Genomic DNA, 17,105 nt, shown 5'->3' on the forward strand with positions numbered 1-17,105 from the left:
TTAATCCCGCTAATTAAAGTTTCACTTTATTTGGTGCGCATATAGAAATACCATTAAGTTCGAATGTTCTGTATATTTTTTTCGCAAATTGTACTGCTTTCTCTCCATCCCCGTGTAAACATATCGTTTGCGCCTGAACTGCTACTTTCTCCCCATTAACCGATTCTACATACCCTTCCTTCACCATTTGAAGTACTTGTTTTATCGCTTCATCTTCATTTTTTATAAGAGCATTTTCTTCTGTACGGCTCGTTAAAGTTCCATCCTGCTTATACGTGCGATCAGCAAAAGCTTCTTGTACGAGAGTTATATTATATTTTTCTGTTGCCTTTATAAATGCCTCACTATTCGCTAATCCGTAAAGTAATAATCCAGGATTAATATGATAAATTGCCTTTGCGATTGCATCCGCAATTTCCGAATCAGTTGCCGCCATATTATATAAGGCACCGTGCGGTTTTACATGTTGCATTTTCCCTCCAGCAGCTTTAACAAATCCGTCTAATGCGCCAATTTGATACAAAACATAATCGTATACTTCACTTGCTGAAACATGCATGTTCCTTCTTCCAAATCCAATTAAATCAGGAAATCCAGGGTGTGCTCCTATTGCTACGTTATGCCCCAGAGCTTTTTCAACCGTTTGCCGCATAACGGCCGGATCACCAGCATGAAAACCACAAGCAACGTTTATAGAGGAAACGAACGGAAGAATTTCATCATCATTCCCCATTTTATAAGCTCCAAAACTTTCTCCTAAATCACAGTTTAAATCGATTGTAGTCACGATGTTTTCCTCCAAATCTCAGCTTCGTAAAGCGATGAATTTCTTTAATAGACTCATACTTGTTTCCTGCTTTATATATAATTGTGCAGCGTCTTCCATAGTTATTTTTTCAAAAGTTACATAGTCTCCTGGTTTCAGCTGCGCTAGAAGAGGTAAATCTACTGAAATTACATTTCCAATTCTCGGATAACCACCTGTCGTTTGTCTATCCGCCATTAATATAATAGGCTGTCCACCATTTGGTACTTGAATTGTTCCGAATGTAACTGGGCTCGATAAAATTTCTATCTCTTCAACTCTATTTAAAACATCTCCGTCAAGCCTATATCCCATGCGATCAGCATAATTGGACACTTTATACTCTTTCGAAAAAAACGACTTTATACTTTCTTCTGTAAATTGATCATATTCAAAGTCTGTTATGACGCGAAGAATAGGATGCTTCTTATATTTTGGTAAAGCATCGTTACAAATTGCCCACTTCGTTTTTATACGCTTTTCTTCTTGTAAATTTTGAATGAAACGACTTGCAACTTCTGCCCCTGTACCAATTTGAAAATAATCTCCTTTTTTCAGCATTCTCCCTTCAATACCGCCAAGAGCAGCACGTATGTAAGTACTTTTACTACCCATCGTACGATCAATATTTATACCACCCGCAAAAGTCACATATACTCTGCAACCACTCTTTGCTTTTCCGAGACAAAGCATGCTTCCTTCTTCAGCTAATATGGGACGCCATAATGGAATACGTTCTCCATTTAATAACGGTTCCATATCCGCACCGCCAATCGCAAGCAATGTCGTTTTCTTTATTAACATTTTAGGTCCCATTATTGTAATTTCGAGTCCAGCTTCATTCTCTTCATTACCTACTAACATATTAATCATCCTGAGCGCATTTTTATCCATTGCCCCGCCAACAGGTACACCGTATTGTTGATAATGAGATCGTCCTAAATCTTGGACTGTTGTAAACATTCCTGCATGCAAAACCTCTACATCCATTCTTTAGCCCCCTCAAGCGATACGTACTCTTCCTTTGTTATTGGTATAAACCGTAAATACATACCACTTTGAATATATGTTGGTGTTTCTTCTTTTGGATTAAATAGAGAAATAGGTGTTCGGCCGATAATATTCCAGCCTCCTGGTGTTTCAAGCGGATAAATACCTGTTTGATTTCCGCCAATACCTACTGAACCAGAAGCAATTTGTAACCGCGGTGTTTCTTTTCTAGGTGTTTCTAGTTCTTTCGGTAATCCCCCTAAATACGGGAACCCAGGCGTAAAACCTAACATATACACGAAATATGTTGTTTCACTATGTATTCGAATAACATCCTCTACTTGTAATCCTTGATAATGCGCAACCTCTTCTAAATCAGGTCCATATTCTCCCCCGTAACACACTGGTATAGAAATATGTTTCACATCTCGGTTCACTTCTTCTTTATATGAATCACACAGCTCCCGTATATACTGGCAAACATAATCATATGGTCTTATATTTCTATCATTTTTCTTCCATACTTCGTACAAATTGTAGTACACCGCTAATGAAGTAAACGACGGAACGCATTCAACCATTCCTGCAAATGGATGCCGCCTTAGCGCTTGAAATAACCGCTGCACTTTTTCGTATATATCCATCCCAATTTCTTCACCAAATGTAACAATAATTGCTTGATCCCCTAACGCAGAAAATTTCATCCCACTCCCTCTTTCTATGCCAAAAAGCCGAGTTCTTTCGAAATGCGGTATGCTGTTTCTTTCACTTTCGCAGTAAAATATAAAATGTTACTTTCGCTATACTCAATTGCTAAACCTGAAATACTAATACCTGCTACAACCGTTCCATCATTCGTAAAAATCGGAGCTGCTATAGCCGCTGTATGATTTTCTAATTCAGAATAGCTAATTGTGTATCCAGCTTGTTTTGCCATATGTAACACTTCTAGTAAATGCTCCTTATTCACAATCGTTCCATCTGCAAACTGCTTTAAATCAGTTTCCTCTACGTACTTTCTTTTCTCTTCTTCAGAAAAATACGATAGTAAAATTCTCGGACATGCACCCGCATAAAGCGGTGCTCTTCTTCCAACCGCCGTATAAACACGTACTGGCTGAACTCCTTCCATCTTTTCAACGTAAATTGCATCATTACCATCTTGAATAATTAAATTAACTGCCTGCCCTAAACTATCTCTAAGCTCTTTCATATATGGAATCGCAATATTTCTTACGGATAACCTTTGTGAAACAAGTTGACCAAATCGTAAAAAAACGACTCCGAGACGATACTTGCCCTTTTCTGTTTTTTGTAAAAAGTCCATTTCTTCTAACGAGCCAATTAAACGATAAACAGATGTTTTCGGCATGCTCGTAAGCTGAACCATCTCTGTTAAACTTAGCTCCTCATGCTCATAAAACAACTCTAAAATATCCATTGTCTTAACTGCCGTTTTATTTATACTCATCCTATCTCCTTCTTGTTCCGAATTTCGGAACTTCAATTCCGTTTTTCGAAACAAACATATAATTTAAAATTATAAAATATTCTTTCAATTCTATCAATATATTTTTCGCAAACAAAAAAAGTATGGAAGAATATTTCTCCCATACTTTTGCTTTACTTTATAACGCTCTCACTTGTTTCAATGGCCAGAAAACAGCTTGTCCTTTTCCGACAATTTCATCTTCTGAAATAAATCCAAACATACGACCGTCTTTAGAAACTTCACGATTATCTCCTAAAACAAAAACTTGGCCTTCTGGCACTTTCGTTTTCCCTGTGATTTGTTCTAACGTAAAATCAGGAGTTAATACACGACCAGACGCCTTTTCTTTAAATTCTTTTAAATACGGTTCTTCCATCGCTTTTCCGTTTACATATAAAACATCATCTTTATACTCAACTGTATCACCCGGTAAACCAATTACTCGTTTTACTAAATCGTACCCTTCTTTTCCGTGGAAGACGATAACGTCAAAACGGTCTAATCCACTTATACTATAACCAATCTTATTCACGAGAACTCGTTCGTTATTTTCTAAAGTGGGCATCATCGATTCCCCTTGTACTAATGAAGGTGTAAATAAAACACCGCGAATAATAGCGATTAATACAAGGGTAAATCCTATCGTTTTAGCCCATGAGAATAATTCTTTCTTCGTATTTTCCTTCATCGTTTCTCCTCTTTCTTAAGTGTTTATTTTATTATTTGAACTAATTCTTGTACTAAATTAGGATCAATTTCAGAAAAACATGATTTCCCTTCTCTTACCGCTGTACCGACATGAGCTTGAGAAATTCCAGTTTCATCTAGCAATTGCTTTACATTCTCTTTCGTTACTCCACTTCCGACAACAAGCTGTATATTCCCTTCACTTTCCTTCTGCATCTCTCGAAGCACCGGAATATTATCTACTACATTTCCTTGTCCGCCTGAAGTTAACACGTGAGTAACTTTATTGAATTTTTTCAAAGCTTTCATCGCTTCTACTGGATTTTCTGTATCATCTATCGCACGGTGATACGTTACATTTATTCCATCTACAACAGATAATAAATCTACTAATTTCTCTTCATCAACTTCATTTTGTACGTTTAATACACCTAATACAACACCAGCAGCTCCAAGATTTTGAGCAACTACAATATCTTCTTTCATCATTTCAATTTCTTCTTCCGTATATGTAAAAGACTTCGCATGCGGACGAATCATAACATGAACTGGTATTTGCACTGCATCTACTGCTTTTTTTATAAAAGCATAGCTCGGTGTTAAACCACCTTCCGTATATGATGAAATGAGTTCAATTCGATTTCCACCAGCCTTCTCAATTCGCTTCACATCTTCTAAACAAGTTGCAATAACCTCTAGCATGAGATAACCTCTTTTCGTACTTTTTTCTTATTATACAGTAGGTGAAATAAGAAACATAGCATTCCACTATAAAACTATAAAAAGAAGAATGAAAAGAAAGATTTATTGAATTGATAATAAATATCATATATGTTATATTTTTCTTAAAATTACACATTCTTATATTCCTATAAAAGGAGATGAATATATGATTCTTACAAAAAAACGGTTCGTTATCTCTAGTTCATTTATTGTAATTGCATCACTTTGCGCGATTACTTTATTAACAAAGCAAACTACAAAACTAGCTTCCTCACCTTCAAGTATAGAAAAAGAAACTATGACTCTTTCATCAGGTAATAAAGAAGAAATCCAAATATTTCATTCGTCTTCATTTAATAATTCACATACATTCCGCGGGGACATGGGTACTGGATTTGACTTTAGTGGCCAAGGTGACCTAAAAGTCACAGTTGAAAATGCCGGTACAAATGCATTTACATATTCAATCAAATCAAAAGATGAAGAGAAACTAGTAAGACATACAATAAAACCAAATGAAGGTAAAACATTTACTTTGCGTTCATTAGTTACCTCTCCTGAGCCAGGGTACTATTATTATATCCGCTTATAATGAAGATGGATCTGAGAGTAGTATGAGGCTTGAGGTGCAACCGGAATAATGCAAAAAGTAATATAATGGAGAGTATATCGCTAAAAGTGAAGATGGATGTTTAAACATATTTCAGTCTAATACTTACTTACATCGAATCTAAACTCACCCAATGAAAAAGTCCGTCATTTTGACGGACTTTTATAATTTCAAGCATTTCTTTCCTCAGTTTTCATATCAATGCCTAATTGATCTTCCAATAAATTTACACCTTTTTTTGTAAGATGAACGGCTCGATTCTTATCCATTTTTGTAATCCATTCCTGTTCAAAAAACAGTTTTGCTATTGCAGATCCTAACCAACCAGAAATATGGTAGCGTCGTTCACTCCAATCAAGACAAGGTTTTGCAAATACCCTCCTTTTTATATCGGCCTTATCAATATTTATTCCAAAATTCAGAAACCACTCCTTACCTTGTTCCGTTACAATATATTCTCCGTCCTCTAAAATTATAAATTCCCTATCTAGTAATTTTTCAGCTATCTCTACACCGAGTTTGCCTGCAAGATGATCATAACAAGTTCGAGCATAGCGAACTTGTTTTAGTTGACCCGATTGTTTTAAAGAGCGAACTTCAACTGTTGGTGCGATTGTCCCTAACTTTTCAATAACTTCTGCTACCTCTTGATTAGCAAGTCGATAGTAACGATGTCTACCATGTTGTTCAACTGTAAGTAGATTCCCCTCTACTAATTTAGAAAGATGAGAACTAATCGTTGGATGTGACACTTTTGCCATATAAGCCAATTCGCTAGCAGGTAGTGCCTGATTATTCATTAGACAATCTAAGATGATTGCTCTTGTAGGTTCAGCAATTAATTTAGCTATATATGAGATATTCGGATATACATTCATATTTCGATGATACCCTAACTGTTAAATTGATACAATTATTTTAAGTTTAATAGTAAAGGAGAATTTATTATGAATGCAATTGATCTTAGTATATTAAATTTGAAAGAAACGAGAAGGCGCTCAGAAAAATTATGGAATTCTCTTCCCGATAATTTTCTTAATTGGAAGCCTGATAATGAGGCTATGTCTTTTGGTGAGATGATTCGTCATGTATGGAGCTCAACTTTTTACTATCATATGATTTTAAAAAACAATGGCTCAATAAATGACATACATATCCCATATGATGACGAGCCAATTACTTGTGTAAAAAAAGAAATTGAATTGGCACAATCATACTTTACTGACTTCATAGAATATGTTCAATCAATAAGCATAGCAGAGCTAGGTTCAAGACTTATTGATCGAAGTGATGTTGGCTATCAAAGATATTTAGGCGACATGCTATTACGAATTGCCTATCATGATGCAGTCCATGCAGGTCAATTTTTACAATATTTACGAATGATAAACTTGGAAAGGCCTTTAATTTGGGATTAAAAGTTGCCAAACTAACATTGCAATAAATATTCTTTCAGCCAATAACAATCCAAAATCATGATAACCATTTATATTAAAAATCTACATCTCAATTTGGTACGTCGTACACATAAAAAGCACGTGTTCGATTACTAATCAAACACGTGCTTTCAAAACAACTATATTGTCCATAAACAATAAAATGTAAGTTTAAAAAAACTACGACCGAAACGCCGCATCCGCTAACATAGACAGTGTTGCATCATCCATCGGCGGATTGTGTAGTCCTGCTCTGACGTTTAAATAATAGTGATGAAGCGGATTTTTTTCTGATAAACTTTTCGCTCCTACGATGCGCATTGCTTTATCTACAATAGATATCGCCGCATTTGTTACCGCGTATTTCACTGCCGCAAGTTCTGCTTGCAATGATAATTTATCTTCTGCCTCATCGTATTTTTTCGCAATTTGATATAAAAAGACACGAGCTTGCATAAGCTCAAGTTCTAATTCTCCAACTAACCTTCTAACATTCGGTAATAAACTTATAGAATGATTTAAACTGTTTGGCTTGTATGATACCGCAAACTGAACTGCATAATTTCTTGCTGATTGTGCAATTCCTAAATAACATGCTGGTATATGTAGCAACCAGCCAATACCCTTAGCTTTAACTTTTGAACCCTTTATATCAGTGAAAAAGCGATCTGGTATCTCTACATTTTGTAAAACGAGATCATGGCTCGCAGTTCCTCGCATTGCGATGCTATCCCACGTTTCTTCAATTGTCACGCCTTGCGTATTCTTTGGAATGACAAACTCTCCGATATCTTCCTGGCCTTCAATACTTGCTGAAATGATAAAATAATCAAGTACTGGTGCCATTGTCGTAAACGTTTTTCTTCCATTTATAATCCACTTCTCACCTTTTTTGACAGCTAACGTCTCTGGTTTCCCGCCGCGCGTAGGACTACCTGTATTCGGCTCTGTCGCTGCTCGATTAAAAAGCGCACCATTACGTACTTCTTCACAAAACCAAGTGAACATTTCCTCATTCCAAGAACGATTTTCAGCTAATTCCTTTACAATGCCAAGGTGCCATCCAATCGATAATGCGGTAGCACCGCAGCCTTCTGCTATTTTCTCTTGAAATAAAACGAAGTCATATAAAGAAATCGCATTGCCTCCCAATTCTTTTGGCAACGTTAATTTCGTATATCCGATATCTTTCAAATTATTAATATTTTCATACGGAAATGATCCTAATTCACTTAGTTGATGCTCCCTTTCCATGAACTTCGGAATCAATTTATTTATTTTCTCAATAACTAAAGATTGTTCTTCTGTTTCAACAAATGAGAGTGCCATACATAATCTCCTTTATGTTCGATTCATAAACCGTTCATTTTGTCATTATGATTATATGAAGTTACTTCTCTATTGTTTCACTATTCCGATAAAAATACAATGCTTTTGAACAATAAGAAAAGTTCCTATAAAAAGGATAGGTTCTTTTCTTATATTAATCCCCTTTCAATGCCTTTAATGGCAAAGAGGTTACATATCCAATATACGAGCATAATTCTTTAAAAAAGAAAGGGATTTCTGTATCTAACGTTTTATACGCTGACGTTGGAGTTGGTGATGCATACGCTTCAATTTTAATATGTTTTGCAATTTTCATTGCACGTTTCATATGAAGTGGATCACTCACAATCGTATATGTGCGTATTCCGTTCTCTATTCCAACTTGCTTTGCATTCTTTAAATTGTCCTCTGTGAAAAGGGATTTTGTTTCAATTAGAATATCCTCTTCTTTCACACCATGTTTCAGTGCATACACTCTAGCAGTACGCGCTTCCTCAAGCTCTGCCTCAAACTTTGTACCACCTGTGAAAATAATCTTTTTAATATTACCGTTCTTATATAAGGAAATTGCATGATTAATTCTTTCTTTAAATACAGGAGATGGTTTTCCGTTCCATGAAGCTGCTCCCAGCACGATACCAGCATCTGTCTTCACACCATCATCTGTTTTAAAGCGATAACTCCAAATATCGTAAGCTGCATAACTTACATATAAAATAATAGAACAAATCATAAGCAAGAATACTTGCAAGATTTTTCTTTTCTTACTTTTCTTATTTTCTTTCATTTATAACTGCCTCCGTACATCATCCATACTTCTATATAAAAACGTATATATCAAATCATTTTGTTTGAATTTGTTTAAAAGAAGGAATTTTTCTTATCATATATATGCATTAAAGGGTTTTCATTTAAAATTGAGGATTATCAATTCATTTTTCGTTTGCGGTTTTCATTACATTTGTGTAATTTATAAGTTTATTACCATACAACTACATTGTAACGAATTTTTTATCATAATGGAATGATGAAACAAAAGAAGTAACTGTTTTGTAAGAAAAAAGGTATATTTTTCATCTTGACGATCAATACACCTTTAATAATATGAATTATCGTTTTTCTTTATATGACTCTAATTTTTCTAATAACCTTTCCTTTACTGCTGGCCATTCATTTGCAATAACACTATATACAACTGCATCTCTAACATGCCCACTCGGTAATTTTCTTTCGTTTCTAAGTACACCCTCTTTTACTGCGCCGAGTCTTTCAATTGCTCTTTGTGCTTTTTCATTTCGTGCATCCGTCTTAATTTGTACCCTCCGCATATGCAACTTTTCAAAAGCATATTGTAATAACATATACTTACATTCTGTATTCATACTCGTACGTTGCACACTTGGGTCATACCACGTTTTCCCTAATTCCACCGTCTTATCTTCAACTGAAATGTTATATAAGCGTGTACTTCCTACTACTTCATTTGTCTTTTGATCAACAACAACAAATGGCAAATCCTTCCCTGCCCCATATGCTTTTATCGCCTTTTGAACATATTGCTGCATATCTTGAACAGTATCCATTTTAGAGATTAAATACGCCCAAATATCTCGATTTCCTTCCACGATTGAAAACATTTTTTCGACATCATTGCTATCCATTAACCGTAACTTTGCTCTTTCGTGAATCATTTCCATTTGTAAGCCCCCTTTGTTGTAACTATATCATACTCCATTAACGTTATATCGTTATATAAGGACATAGATTTTTCTTTATGTTAAGGAATAAAATATATCTTTAAAATAAAAAGTGCGATGCCTTTTATTCAAGCATCGCACTCATAAATTGAATTGAAATTTACTTCTTTTCCATTACTGCAAAATAATTATTTTCGCTATCTGCAAAATTAAATATTCTACCTGAAGGCATATTTACAATTTCTCCGACTGTAACGTTTTTGTTTACTAAATCGCTATATAAACGATCGAATTCTTTTGAGAAGAACATTAAGGAAGGTGTACCAAGATTTAACTCAGGCTGCATTTTAGCAATTAACTCCTTATTATGGAGAATAATACTTGTTTCAGCTTCTTTAGTTGGAGCAATTTCAATCCATCGCATTCCTTGACCGTTATCTTCCTCTGAAATTACAATAAATCCTACTTTTTCTGTCCAGAATTCCTTCACTTCATCTTGGTTATTCACATACAACATGATTTGACCAACATTATTAATCATTTATTTTAACGCTCCTTTATAAACAATTTTTATTAAACTCCATACACTTATACCTAATTATCACCGAAAATAAAGTTGCGGTGCAAAAATCTATTTCAGCGACTCTAATCGCTCGTTCAAACGATCCCAAGTTTCGGTGATACCTTGTAGCATGCCCATGTCCATAACGGTCTTAAGAGCTTCTTCGGAAACATATTCAGCACGGTTTATTAGCTTTGTCTTTCCACCTAAATCGATGAATTCCAATGTCATCTCGGTTGACGGCATAGAATCATTTACATTGCCTTCAGCATCCGAAAAGTAATCGGTGTAGACAATTTTCTCTGGCTCAATAATCTCTTTATAAACTCCTTTGCCCCATGATTCCATACCAAAAAATTGCCCCAGGTTCTGATCGACACACTTCATACAGTAGTGCCAAACGCCTCCCGGACGGAAGTCGACAGTGCATGCTGGAATTTCCCAGCCCCTTGGTCCCCACCAGTGTTTCAAATGCTCTGCTTCTTTAAACATACTGAATACAAGATCACGCGGTGCATCGAAAACACGATCCAGTACTAATACTCGATCGTTCTCTACTCTTGATACCATTGTATTGTTTGACATGTTAATTCCTCCTTAAATATGAACTGATTTTATAACTTTTCCTTTTTTTGCAATTCCTTCAAATACTCATCTAAATTATCGAATCTCTCTTCCATCACACGCTTAAATGACTGCACCCAACAATCAAGTGCTTGGAAAGGCTCAGGTCGGAGCTTGTAAATCCGGCGATTAGCTTCAGCCTGCACTTCCACAATCCCTGTATCGCTTAACACTTTTAAATGTTTCGAAGTTTGTGGTTGCCTTAATCCCAAATGTTCGGCGATTTCCCCAACGGTTAAGGGACCGTCACGCAAGAGTTCAACGATATTCATACGATTCGGTTCAGATAAAGCGCTCAACGTCGTCATATTCACGCCCGGAATTTTCCCCGACATATCACTCACCTCGTTAAGTGATGGTCTCCGGTTATAACACATCAATATCATCACTAATATTATTTTCCTGTTGAATCGATTATAACCAAAGAGGAATATTCCCGTCAAGGAATATTCGAAAACTAAAGTAATACCAAATCGTTACTTAATAATAAAAATGGATTAAAAACATTTCACAAGCCTATGTTTTACGATAAAGTGATGCTTTAGTCAGTGGGTTTTGGAACGATTTCCGCGAAGGCTTTGTTTTTATCTGGTCCAAGAAAGCTTTAACACTTTTAATACTATTTAACGCTACAGTATTTTTTTTCATATTTTTATTTGATAGTTTAGTTGTTTTATTGGCAAAAGAAATGGACATACGTGATAGTTTGTTTGGAATCTTTATAAGTATCGTTGGGTTAGACGCTTTAGTCAGAGCTATAACCATTGGAAAATAGGGAAATACAGTAAACAAAATGAATATCTTAAACGGTTCAGCTATATTACTTGGAGGAATGTTGATCCTTACTGGACTTGGAGGGTTCGGCTTTTTATCGAGTAATTTATTTTTATCGTTAATCATTTGGTTTTTTATTGGTATATTTATCGCTTCTATCTCTGTATGCTATAGTTACTTACTTCAAACCCCTGCAAGATTAATGGGAAGAGTAACTAGTACCGCAAATACAATGGTGCACGGCGCTATGGTGATTTCACCTACATTAGGTTCACTTTTAGCCCTATGGATAAAAGTAAGCGGAGTTTTTCTACTCGCAGGAGTATTAATCACACGTATTGGTATGATTATATACTTAGCTCATACGTTATTTATGAAAAAATCATCTAGAGTTACTTTAGAACATAATTAACGTTATGCCATTTTCTGATTTTAATAATCAGAAAATGGCATAACTTCAGAAACTTAACTCTATATGTTTAAAGCAACAAATAAGCAATCGGCGTAATAATAAGCAACGTTAAAATCGTTCTTTGCACATATAAAATAATAAGTTCAGATACTTTTAACGGAATATCTGTCGATAATATGCAAGGGATTGATGCGGAGAAAAACAAAATGGATGAAACGGACACAACCGCAATAACAAACTTTGTAACAAGCGGTGCACTTACAACTAAAAGAGAAGGTAAAAACATTTCTGCAATACCAACTGATACTGCTTTAGCAGCTAGGTCTGCTTCTGGTAATTGTAATAGCCACGTAAATGGATAGAAAATGTAACTTACCCAATCAAATATTGGCGTAAACTTTGCTAAGACGATACCAATTAATCCTACTGACATAATTGATGGTAAAATCCCCATCGTCATTATAAATCCGTCTTTTAAATTCACTGCGATATTTTTCATAATACTTGGCGCAGACTTCGATACTTCTAATGCATCTTCCCAAGCTCGCTCTAACATTTTCTCTTTATAAACGGGCTCTGGGAACCCTTCTTTCGTAATATATGTATCTGGTTTTCTACTAAGAGGCGGGATTCTTACGGTGATAGCGGTCACGATGAATGTTACAACAAGAGTAGTCCAAAAGTAAACATTCCATAAATGCATAATATCTAATGTTTTTGCGATGATGATCATAAATGTTGCGGATACTGTTGAAAAACCTGTTGCGATAATTGCTGCTTCTTTCGTCGTATACTTTCCTTCTTTGTAAACACGGTTCGTAATTAATAAGGCTAACGAATAGCTTCCTACAAAGGAAGCAACCGCATCAATTGCTGATCGCCCAGGTGTTTTCCATAACGGTCTCATAATTGGACGACAAAACGTGCCGATAAACTCAAGCAATCCGTACCCGACTAATAACGCTAAAAATGCTGAGCCAATTGGAACGAGTAAACTTACTGATATAACTAACTTCTCATACAAAAACGGTCCAACATCTGGCGCAAAGAACCAAGCTGGTCCCACTTTCAAACAATATAATACGCCAAAAACAACACCTACTACTTTTAAAATAGAAAAACAAATATCTACAATAGATGCATTCCATTTCTTCGTATAAAATGGATAAATCGCACCAATTACCATAACAAGCAGTGCATAATAAGGTACTACCGAAGGAACCGTAGCTCTTATCCACGATACGATATGATCAATCATAATAGACGAAGCACCGTTTATCGTAACTGGTACGAAAAACATAAACACACCAACTAGACTAGCAAGTATAAACTGAAGTATAATCCCCTTCTCTCGCCCTGTCTTAATTACATTACTTTTTAACTCAATTTCATTCAAAATTAGACACCTCCTATTATCTAAATATTCTGTATATTAACGTCGGATTCCTTCTTTTAATTCGAATATTTAATCATGTAAAAAAGCCTATTTTGAAATATACAATCAAAATAAGCTTTTTCTATTACCTCTTATAATCATCCACAATTACTTGAATTACACGATAAGATTCTTCTGCCACTATCTTATTACTAGTCTTATTCGCATCATATGTAATTAACGCCTTCCAAAGCGCCCATCCTCTCGCTCTATTCCACGTTTCTTCATCCATGCGTAATACTTCTTTAAATACGTTTCTACTATTCTTATCAAAAAATGTCCAGGCCATCGCTGCATCACAAGCCGGATCTCCTACTCCTAAAATACCAAAATCAATTACGGCACAAAGTTTTCCATCCTTAACGAGTAAGTTTCCTGGTGCAACATCTCCATGAATCCAAACTGGTTTGTGGTCCCATGTTGAACGAAGTGCTACATTCCAAAGATGCTTTAATAATGTCTCATCAAAAACATCCTTATTATTTTCAATAGCCACCCTCGCTTCTTCATCGTATACAGATATAAGCCCGCCTCGGTAAAAATTATGTTCTCCAGCTATTGGCCCGTTACTCGCATCAATTGATTGTAACTCTATTAAAAATGAGCCTAAGTCCGCCGCAAATTCATTTAAGTCACGGACATTTTGTTTCGTCACGGTCTCCCCCTCGATCCACTTATTAATAGACCAAGGCCACGGATACTCTTCAGTCGGATTCCCTTTCGCAATTGGTGCAGAAATTTGTAAAGAAAGTCCCTTACTTAATAAAGGTAACCAAATGTTTTCTTTCTCTACTTGCGGTGAATATGCTGCATCACTTGGCAATCTTACACTCATCTCATCCCCTAAGTGAAACGTTCTATTATCATGACCGCTAAATTTTACAGGTTTCACTTCTAAATGTGCCCATTCTGGAAATTGTGCCCCTACTAACCTTTTAACTAAATCAGCATTAATATGATTCATTTCCTTCCCCCTTTATATACCTATCACACGGATAAACGCGTTCTACCTTCATTTTCGTCTGTAACATATTCAACATAAAACCCTTGATCAATTGCGTTTTCATACATCAATTCAATCGCTTCTTGGTCTTTAGCGTAAACTGTGACGTATGTACAATCCGCAACTAGTAAAACTAATTCACACTTACTCTCTTTAAATTCTTCATATGTTTCAATATCTACTACTTCCTCTCCTTTTGGATACGCTTTTAAATCTGCAAAAATAACATAATATATATTGTCTTTAAATAATCTTTTCAAATCTGATCCTTCCACTATACTTGGTTCTTCTGGAAATAATGCCTCATCCAATCCACCACGTGCTACTAAGTATGACTCCTCACTCCCCACCCACCAATTAAATGAAGAAATATCAATCGGCTTTAACACTTTCCAAAGTAAATTATCATATTCATTTGGAATATCTACTGTAATTCCTCTTTTCATTTGTTTGCTCCTAGCTTATTTATTTTCGTTTTCATTCCATACATTATATACCTAATTCAACTACTATATTTTGTCGATACCTATGTAACTTGTATTTCACCGCGAAAAAACCGTCCCACTACTTATGAAACGGTTTCTTTCTATTTATATTCAAGTTTTCCATTCAATTATTGCACTGCGTTTTAAAATAATTTCTAATATGTTCAGCACATCAGCCATTCATTTTTAACACTCACTTCGTTTTCACAAAATAATATAAAAACCACACCGCATGATTTTGTTCATCTGCAGCTATTCTGCGCAATAACTCTTTCATAGATGCATCTGCTGCCTCATCTGAAATTTCTAAGTAAAAATCTACGGTCTTTTGCTCATCTTGTATAGCGAACTCTAATCCCTGTAAGTACGTATTAGGGCAATTTTCCGTAATCTGTGGTTTCGGCTGTCTGCCAGTTAAATTCGTATAGATTTGTACAAAATGATGAAAATGTCTTATTTCATCATTACGGATTTCAAGAATTTGTTTTTGTTCTACTTGATTTGGAGCCATGTTAGCTAATTTTGCATAGCAGCTTATAGCGCTATACTCTCCGTTTATAGCTTTTTCAATATCACTAATTAGCTTATCATTCTGTCTATACCAATCATCATAATTCGAATTATACATCGTATCCCCTCCGTTATTTCACATAACATTTTATGCATTTCGAAATAGTAGGAGCATGTATACATAAAGGGACAGCAAATACTAGTTCTTCACTCACCTTTAAAACATCGAAAAAGCCTATCTATCATTGAATTATTTCCCTATCGATTTCATCACAAAAAACCGTTTCACTACGAGTGAAACGGTTTTTATTTCTTAAGCATTTAATTCAGTTTTGTGTCCCTTTACCGCACTACGTTTTAAAGCACTTCCTAGTATGATAAACATACTTACTACTCCAATCCAAACGAGCACTGTAGTAGGAGTATTCCAAGTTAACCCTTTCCCAAAGAAGAATATTTCCCTGAGACCTTCTATCATAAATCGCATCGGTAACCAGGAGTAAATCCAGTCTTGATAAAATGGAGACATCATTTCAGGCGCTAGCGCCAATAGCGGTGCCCCAAAGAAAAGTAACAGTGCAAATAACCCGATTCCTTTTAAACCAACTAATGAAAGCAACGCAGAAATCATTAAGAAGAAACAAAAAGAAGTAATGGATAAGAATAAAGCCGTATCCGTGAAATTCGGGATATTTAATCCTACCATTCCATCCGCAATCCATGTAAGACCAAATCCAATTACAAGTGTAGCAATTGCTCCTGTTACTATTTGTTTTAGTTTCAATACGAAGTTCTCTTTTCTTGTACCCACTTGCGTTTTACTTATCGCAATAAAGATAATTGCTGCGCTCGCTAAACTTGCAATCCATAACGGCTGGAATAAAGACATTGGCGAGTTACCGTTCGCACTATTTTTGCCGATTTCATTCACATTTGTCACTTTCTTCGTAATAGGTGTTACTACATTTGAAACTTGGTCTGCTGTTAATGTAGCTCCTTTTGCTTTCAATCCTTCTAATAGTTGTGTACGAACAGTATTGTTCATATTATCAACGATCGCATTTAACATTTGTCCTGCCATAGTTGATGCTGCTGTATTCATTCCTTGATTGATGAATATTTCTACCTCTGGCGAAGATGGCTGTGGTGTTCGTAATGATGCTTGTTTTGTGCTAAAGTCTTTTGGAATAACCAATGCTGCATAATATTCTTGATTATTTAAGCCTTTTTGAACTGCTTCTTTATTTTGCACTTCTACCCACTTCACCGCAGGTTCTTCCTCTGATTTTGATGTCTTTTTCATATTATCAACAATCGTTTGCCCCATATTCATCTTCGGTTGATTCGGAATTTCTACTCCTTGATCCTCATTTACAATTGCGATTGGTAAGTTTTTCGGCTTAGGTTGAACGGTTGGAAATAATGTTAATGAAAAAATAAAAACAACAAGTAGTGCAATAACTGGAGATAACAATAAAAGTTTGTTTTTAAACATTTTCTTTTCTCCTCCTTTAATTTGATTTATAATAAC

At 35.5% G+C, this 17,105-nt stretch carries 21 protein-coding genes; 3 read left to right on the forward strand and 18 right to left on the reverse strand.

Annotated elements, in window-relative coordinates:
• Nucleotides 1-13: 13 nt before the first annotated feature.
• The 6 genes from pxpA to ABH957_RS04165 all read right to left on the reverse strand — a co-directional run bounded on the left by pxpA (nucleotide 14) and on the right by ABH957_RS04165 (nucleotide 4,676).
• On the reverse strand, nucleotides 14-787 hold the full coding sequence (gene pxpA / locus ABH957_RS04140; RefSeq protein ID WP_404453237.1) for a 5-oxoprolinase subunit PxpA: 774 nt from the start codon (nucleotides 785-787) through the stop codon (nucleotides 14-16).
• Nucleotides 788-805: 18 nt separating this feature from the next.
• Complete coding sequence (locus ABH957_RS04145; RefSeq protein WP_404447343.1) at nucleotides 806-1,795, reverse strand: 5-oxoprolinase subunit C family protein; 990 nt, start codon at nucleotides 1,793-1,795, stop codon at nucleotides 806-808.
• Complete coding sequence (gene pxpB / locus ABH957_RS04150; RefSeq protein WP_404447346.1) at nucleotides 1,786-2,499, reverse strand: 5-oxoprolinase subunit PxpB; 714 nt, start codon at nucleotides 2,497-2,499, stop codon at nucleotides 1,786-1,788. The genes ABH957_RS04145 and pxpB overlap by 10 nt, the downstream gene beginning before the upstream one ends.
• Before the next feature lie 14 nt (nucleotides 2,500-2,513).
• Nucleotides 2,514-3,266 carry an IclR family transcriptional regulator gene (locus ABH957_RS04155; RefSeq protein WP_002128000.1) on the reverse strand — a complete coding sequence of 251 codons (753 nt, stop codon included), beginning with the start codon at nucleotides 3,264-3,266 and terminating at the stop codon, nucleotides 2,514-2,516.
• 157 nt (nucleotides 3,267-3,423) lie between these two features.
• Nucleotides 3,424-3,975, reverse strand: coding sequence for a signal peptidase I (lepB, locus tag ABH957_RS04160; RefSeq protein WP_002013664.1), 552 nt, complete (start codon nucleotides 3,973-3,975; stop codon nucleotides 3,424-3,426).
• A 23-nt stretch (nucleotides 3,976-3,998) separates the two neighbouring features.
• Nucleotides 3,999-4,676, reverse strand: coding sequence for a copper homeostasis protein CutC (locus ABH957_RS04165; RefSeq protein WP_404453233.1), 678 nt, complete (start codon nucleotides 4,674-4,676; stop codon nucleotides 3,999-4,001).
• Nucleotides 4,677-4,863: 187 nt separating this feature from the next.
• Here ABH957_RS04165 and ABH957_RS04170 point away from each other — a divergent pair, with 187 nt between their 5' ends.
• Nucleotides 4,864-5,289 (forward strand): hypothetical protein, encoded by a 426-nt coding sequence (locus tag ABH957_RS04170; protein ID WP_404453230.1) that lies wholly within the window; start codon nucleotides 4,864-4,866, stop codon nucleotides 5,287-5,289.
• Nucleotides 5,290-5,477: 188 nt separating this feature from the next.
• Here the strand turns inward: ABH957_RS04170 and ABH957_RS04175 are convergent, their stop codons facing one another.
• Nucleotides 5,478-6,185, reverse strand: coding sequence for an ArsR/SmtB family transcription factor (locus ABH957_RS04175; RefSeq protein WP_404510674.1), 708 nt, complete (start codon nucleotides 6,183-6,185; stop codon nucleotides 5,478-5,480).
• Nucleotides 6,186-6,254: 69 nt separating this feature from the next.
• On the opposite strand from ABH957_RS04175, the gene ABH957_RS04180 reads away from it, so the two are divergent.
• Complete coding sequence (locus ABH957_RS04180) at nucleotides 6,255-6,725, forward strand: DinB family protein (RefSeq protein WP_404453227.1); 471 nt, start codon at nucleotides 6,255-6,257, stop codon at nucleotides 6,723-6,725.
• 198 nt (nucleotides 6,726-6,923) lie between these two features.
• Here the strand turns inward: ABH957_RS04180 and ABH957_RS04185 are convergent, their stop codons facing one another.
• From ABH957_RS04185 to ABH957_RS04210, 6 genes are all read right to left on the reverse strand, one after another.
• A complete protein-coding gene (locus ABH957_RS04185) occupies nucleotides 6,924-8,072 on the reverse strand; it encodes an acyl-CoA dehydrogenase family protein (protein WP_404453224.1) in 1,149 nt (382 codons plus the stop codon).
• 154 nt (nucleotides 8,073-8,226) lie between these two features.
• Nucleotides 8,227-8,859, reverse strand: coding sequence for a YdcF family protein (locus tag ABH957_RS04190; RefSeq protein ID WP_002128006.1), 633 nt, complete (start codon nucleotides 8,857-8,859; stop codon nucleotides 8,227-8,229).
• A gap of 322 nt (nucleotides 8,860-9,181) precedes the next feature.
• On the reverse strand, nucleotides 9,182-9,769 hold the full coding sequence (locus tag ABH957_RS04195; protein ID WP_404453220.1) for a GNAT family N-acetyltransferase: 588 nt from the start codon (nucleotides 9,767-9,769) through the stop codon (nucleotides 9,182-9,184).
• 160 nt (nucleotides 9,770-9,929) lie between these two features.
• Nucleotides 9,930-10,310: a VOC family protein gene (locus tag ABH957_RS04200; RefSeq protein WP_002033018.1), complete on the reverse strand. Its 381-nt coding sequence runs from the start codon at nucleotides 10,308-10,310 to the stop codon at nucleotides 9,930-9,932.
• 90 nt (nucleotides 10,311-10,400) lie between these two features.
• Nucleotides 10,401-10,916, reverse strand: a complete 516-nt coding sequence (locus ABH957_RS04205; protein WP_404449153.1) for an SRPBCC family protein — start codon at nucleotides 10,914-10,916, stop codon at nucleotides 10,401-10,403.
• 29 nt (nucleotides 10,917-10,945) lie between these two features.
• On the reverse strand, nucleotides 10,946-11,290 hold the full coding sequence (locus ABH957_RS04210; protein WP_012261209.1) for an ArsR/SmtB family transcription factor: 345 nt from the start codon (nucleotides 11,288-11,290) through the stop codon (nucleotides 10,946-10,948).
• A gap of 458 nt (nucleotides 11,291-11,748) precedes the next feature.
• On the opposite strand from ABH957_RS04210, the gene ABH957_RS04215 reads away from it, so the two are divergent.
• Complete coding sequence (locus tag ABH957_RS04215; protein WP_002128009.1) at nucleotides 11,749-12,141, forward strand: MFS transporter; 393 nt, start codon at nucleotides 11,749-11,751, stop codon at nucleotides 12,139-12,141.
• A gap of 67 nt (nucleotides 12,142-12,208) precedes the next feature.
• On the opposite strand, the gene ABH957_RS04220 is transcribed toward ABH957_RS04215, so the two are convergent.
• The 5 genes from ABH957_RS04220 to ABH957_RS04240 form a co-directional block, all read right to left on the reverse strand.
• Nucleotides 12,209-13,537 (reverse strand): YjiH family protein, encoded by a 1,329-nt coding sequence (locus ABH957_RS04220; RefSeq protein WP_404453214.1) that lies wholly within the window; start codon nucleotides 13,535-13,537, stop codon nucleotides 12,209-12,211.
• Nucleotides 13,538-13,661: 124 nt separating this feature from the next.
• A complete protein-coding gene (locus ABH957_RS04225; RefSeq protein ID WP_404453211.1) occupies nucleotides 13,662-14,540 on the reverse strand; it encodes an aminoglycoside phosphotransferase family protein in 879 nt (292 codons plus the stop codon).
• Between the two features lie 23 nt (nucleotides 14,541-14,563).
• Complete coding sequence (locus ABH957_RS04230; RefSeq protein WP_404453208.1) at nucleotides 14,564-15,025, reverse strand: DUF2691 family protein; 462 nt, start codon at nucleotides 15,023-15,025, stop codon at nucleotides 14,564-14,566.
• A 232-nt stretch (nucleotides 15,026-15,257) separates the two neighbouring features.
• Nucleotides 15,258-15,692, reverse strand: a complete 435-nt coding sequence (locus ABH957_RS04235; protein ID WP_002084692.1) for a ferritin-like domain-containing protein — start codon at nucleotides 15,690-15,692, stop codon at nucleotides 15,258-15,260.
• A 195-nt stretch (nucleotides 15,693-15,887) separates the two neighbouring features.
• A complete protein-coding gene (locus tag ABH957_RS04240) occupies nucleotides 15,888-17,069 on the reverse strand; it encodes a YhgE/Pip domain-containing protein (protein ID WP_404453205.1) in 1,182 nt (393 codons plus the stop codon).
• Nucleotides 17,070-17,105: the final 36 nt, after the last annotated feature.

This window comes from Bacillus sp. RC242 (assembly GCF_044908245.1).
GTDB classification, from domain to species: Bacteria; Bacillota; Bacilli; order Bacillales; family Bacillaceae_G; genus Bacillus_A; species Bacillus_A mycoides.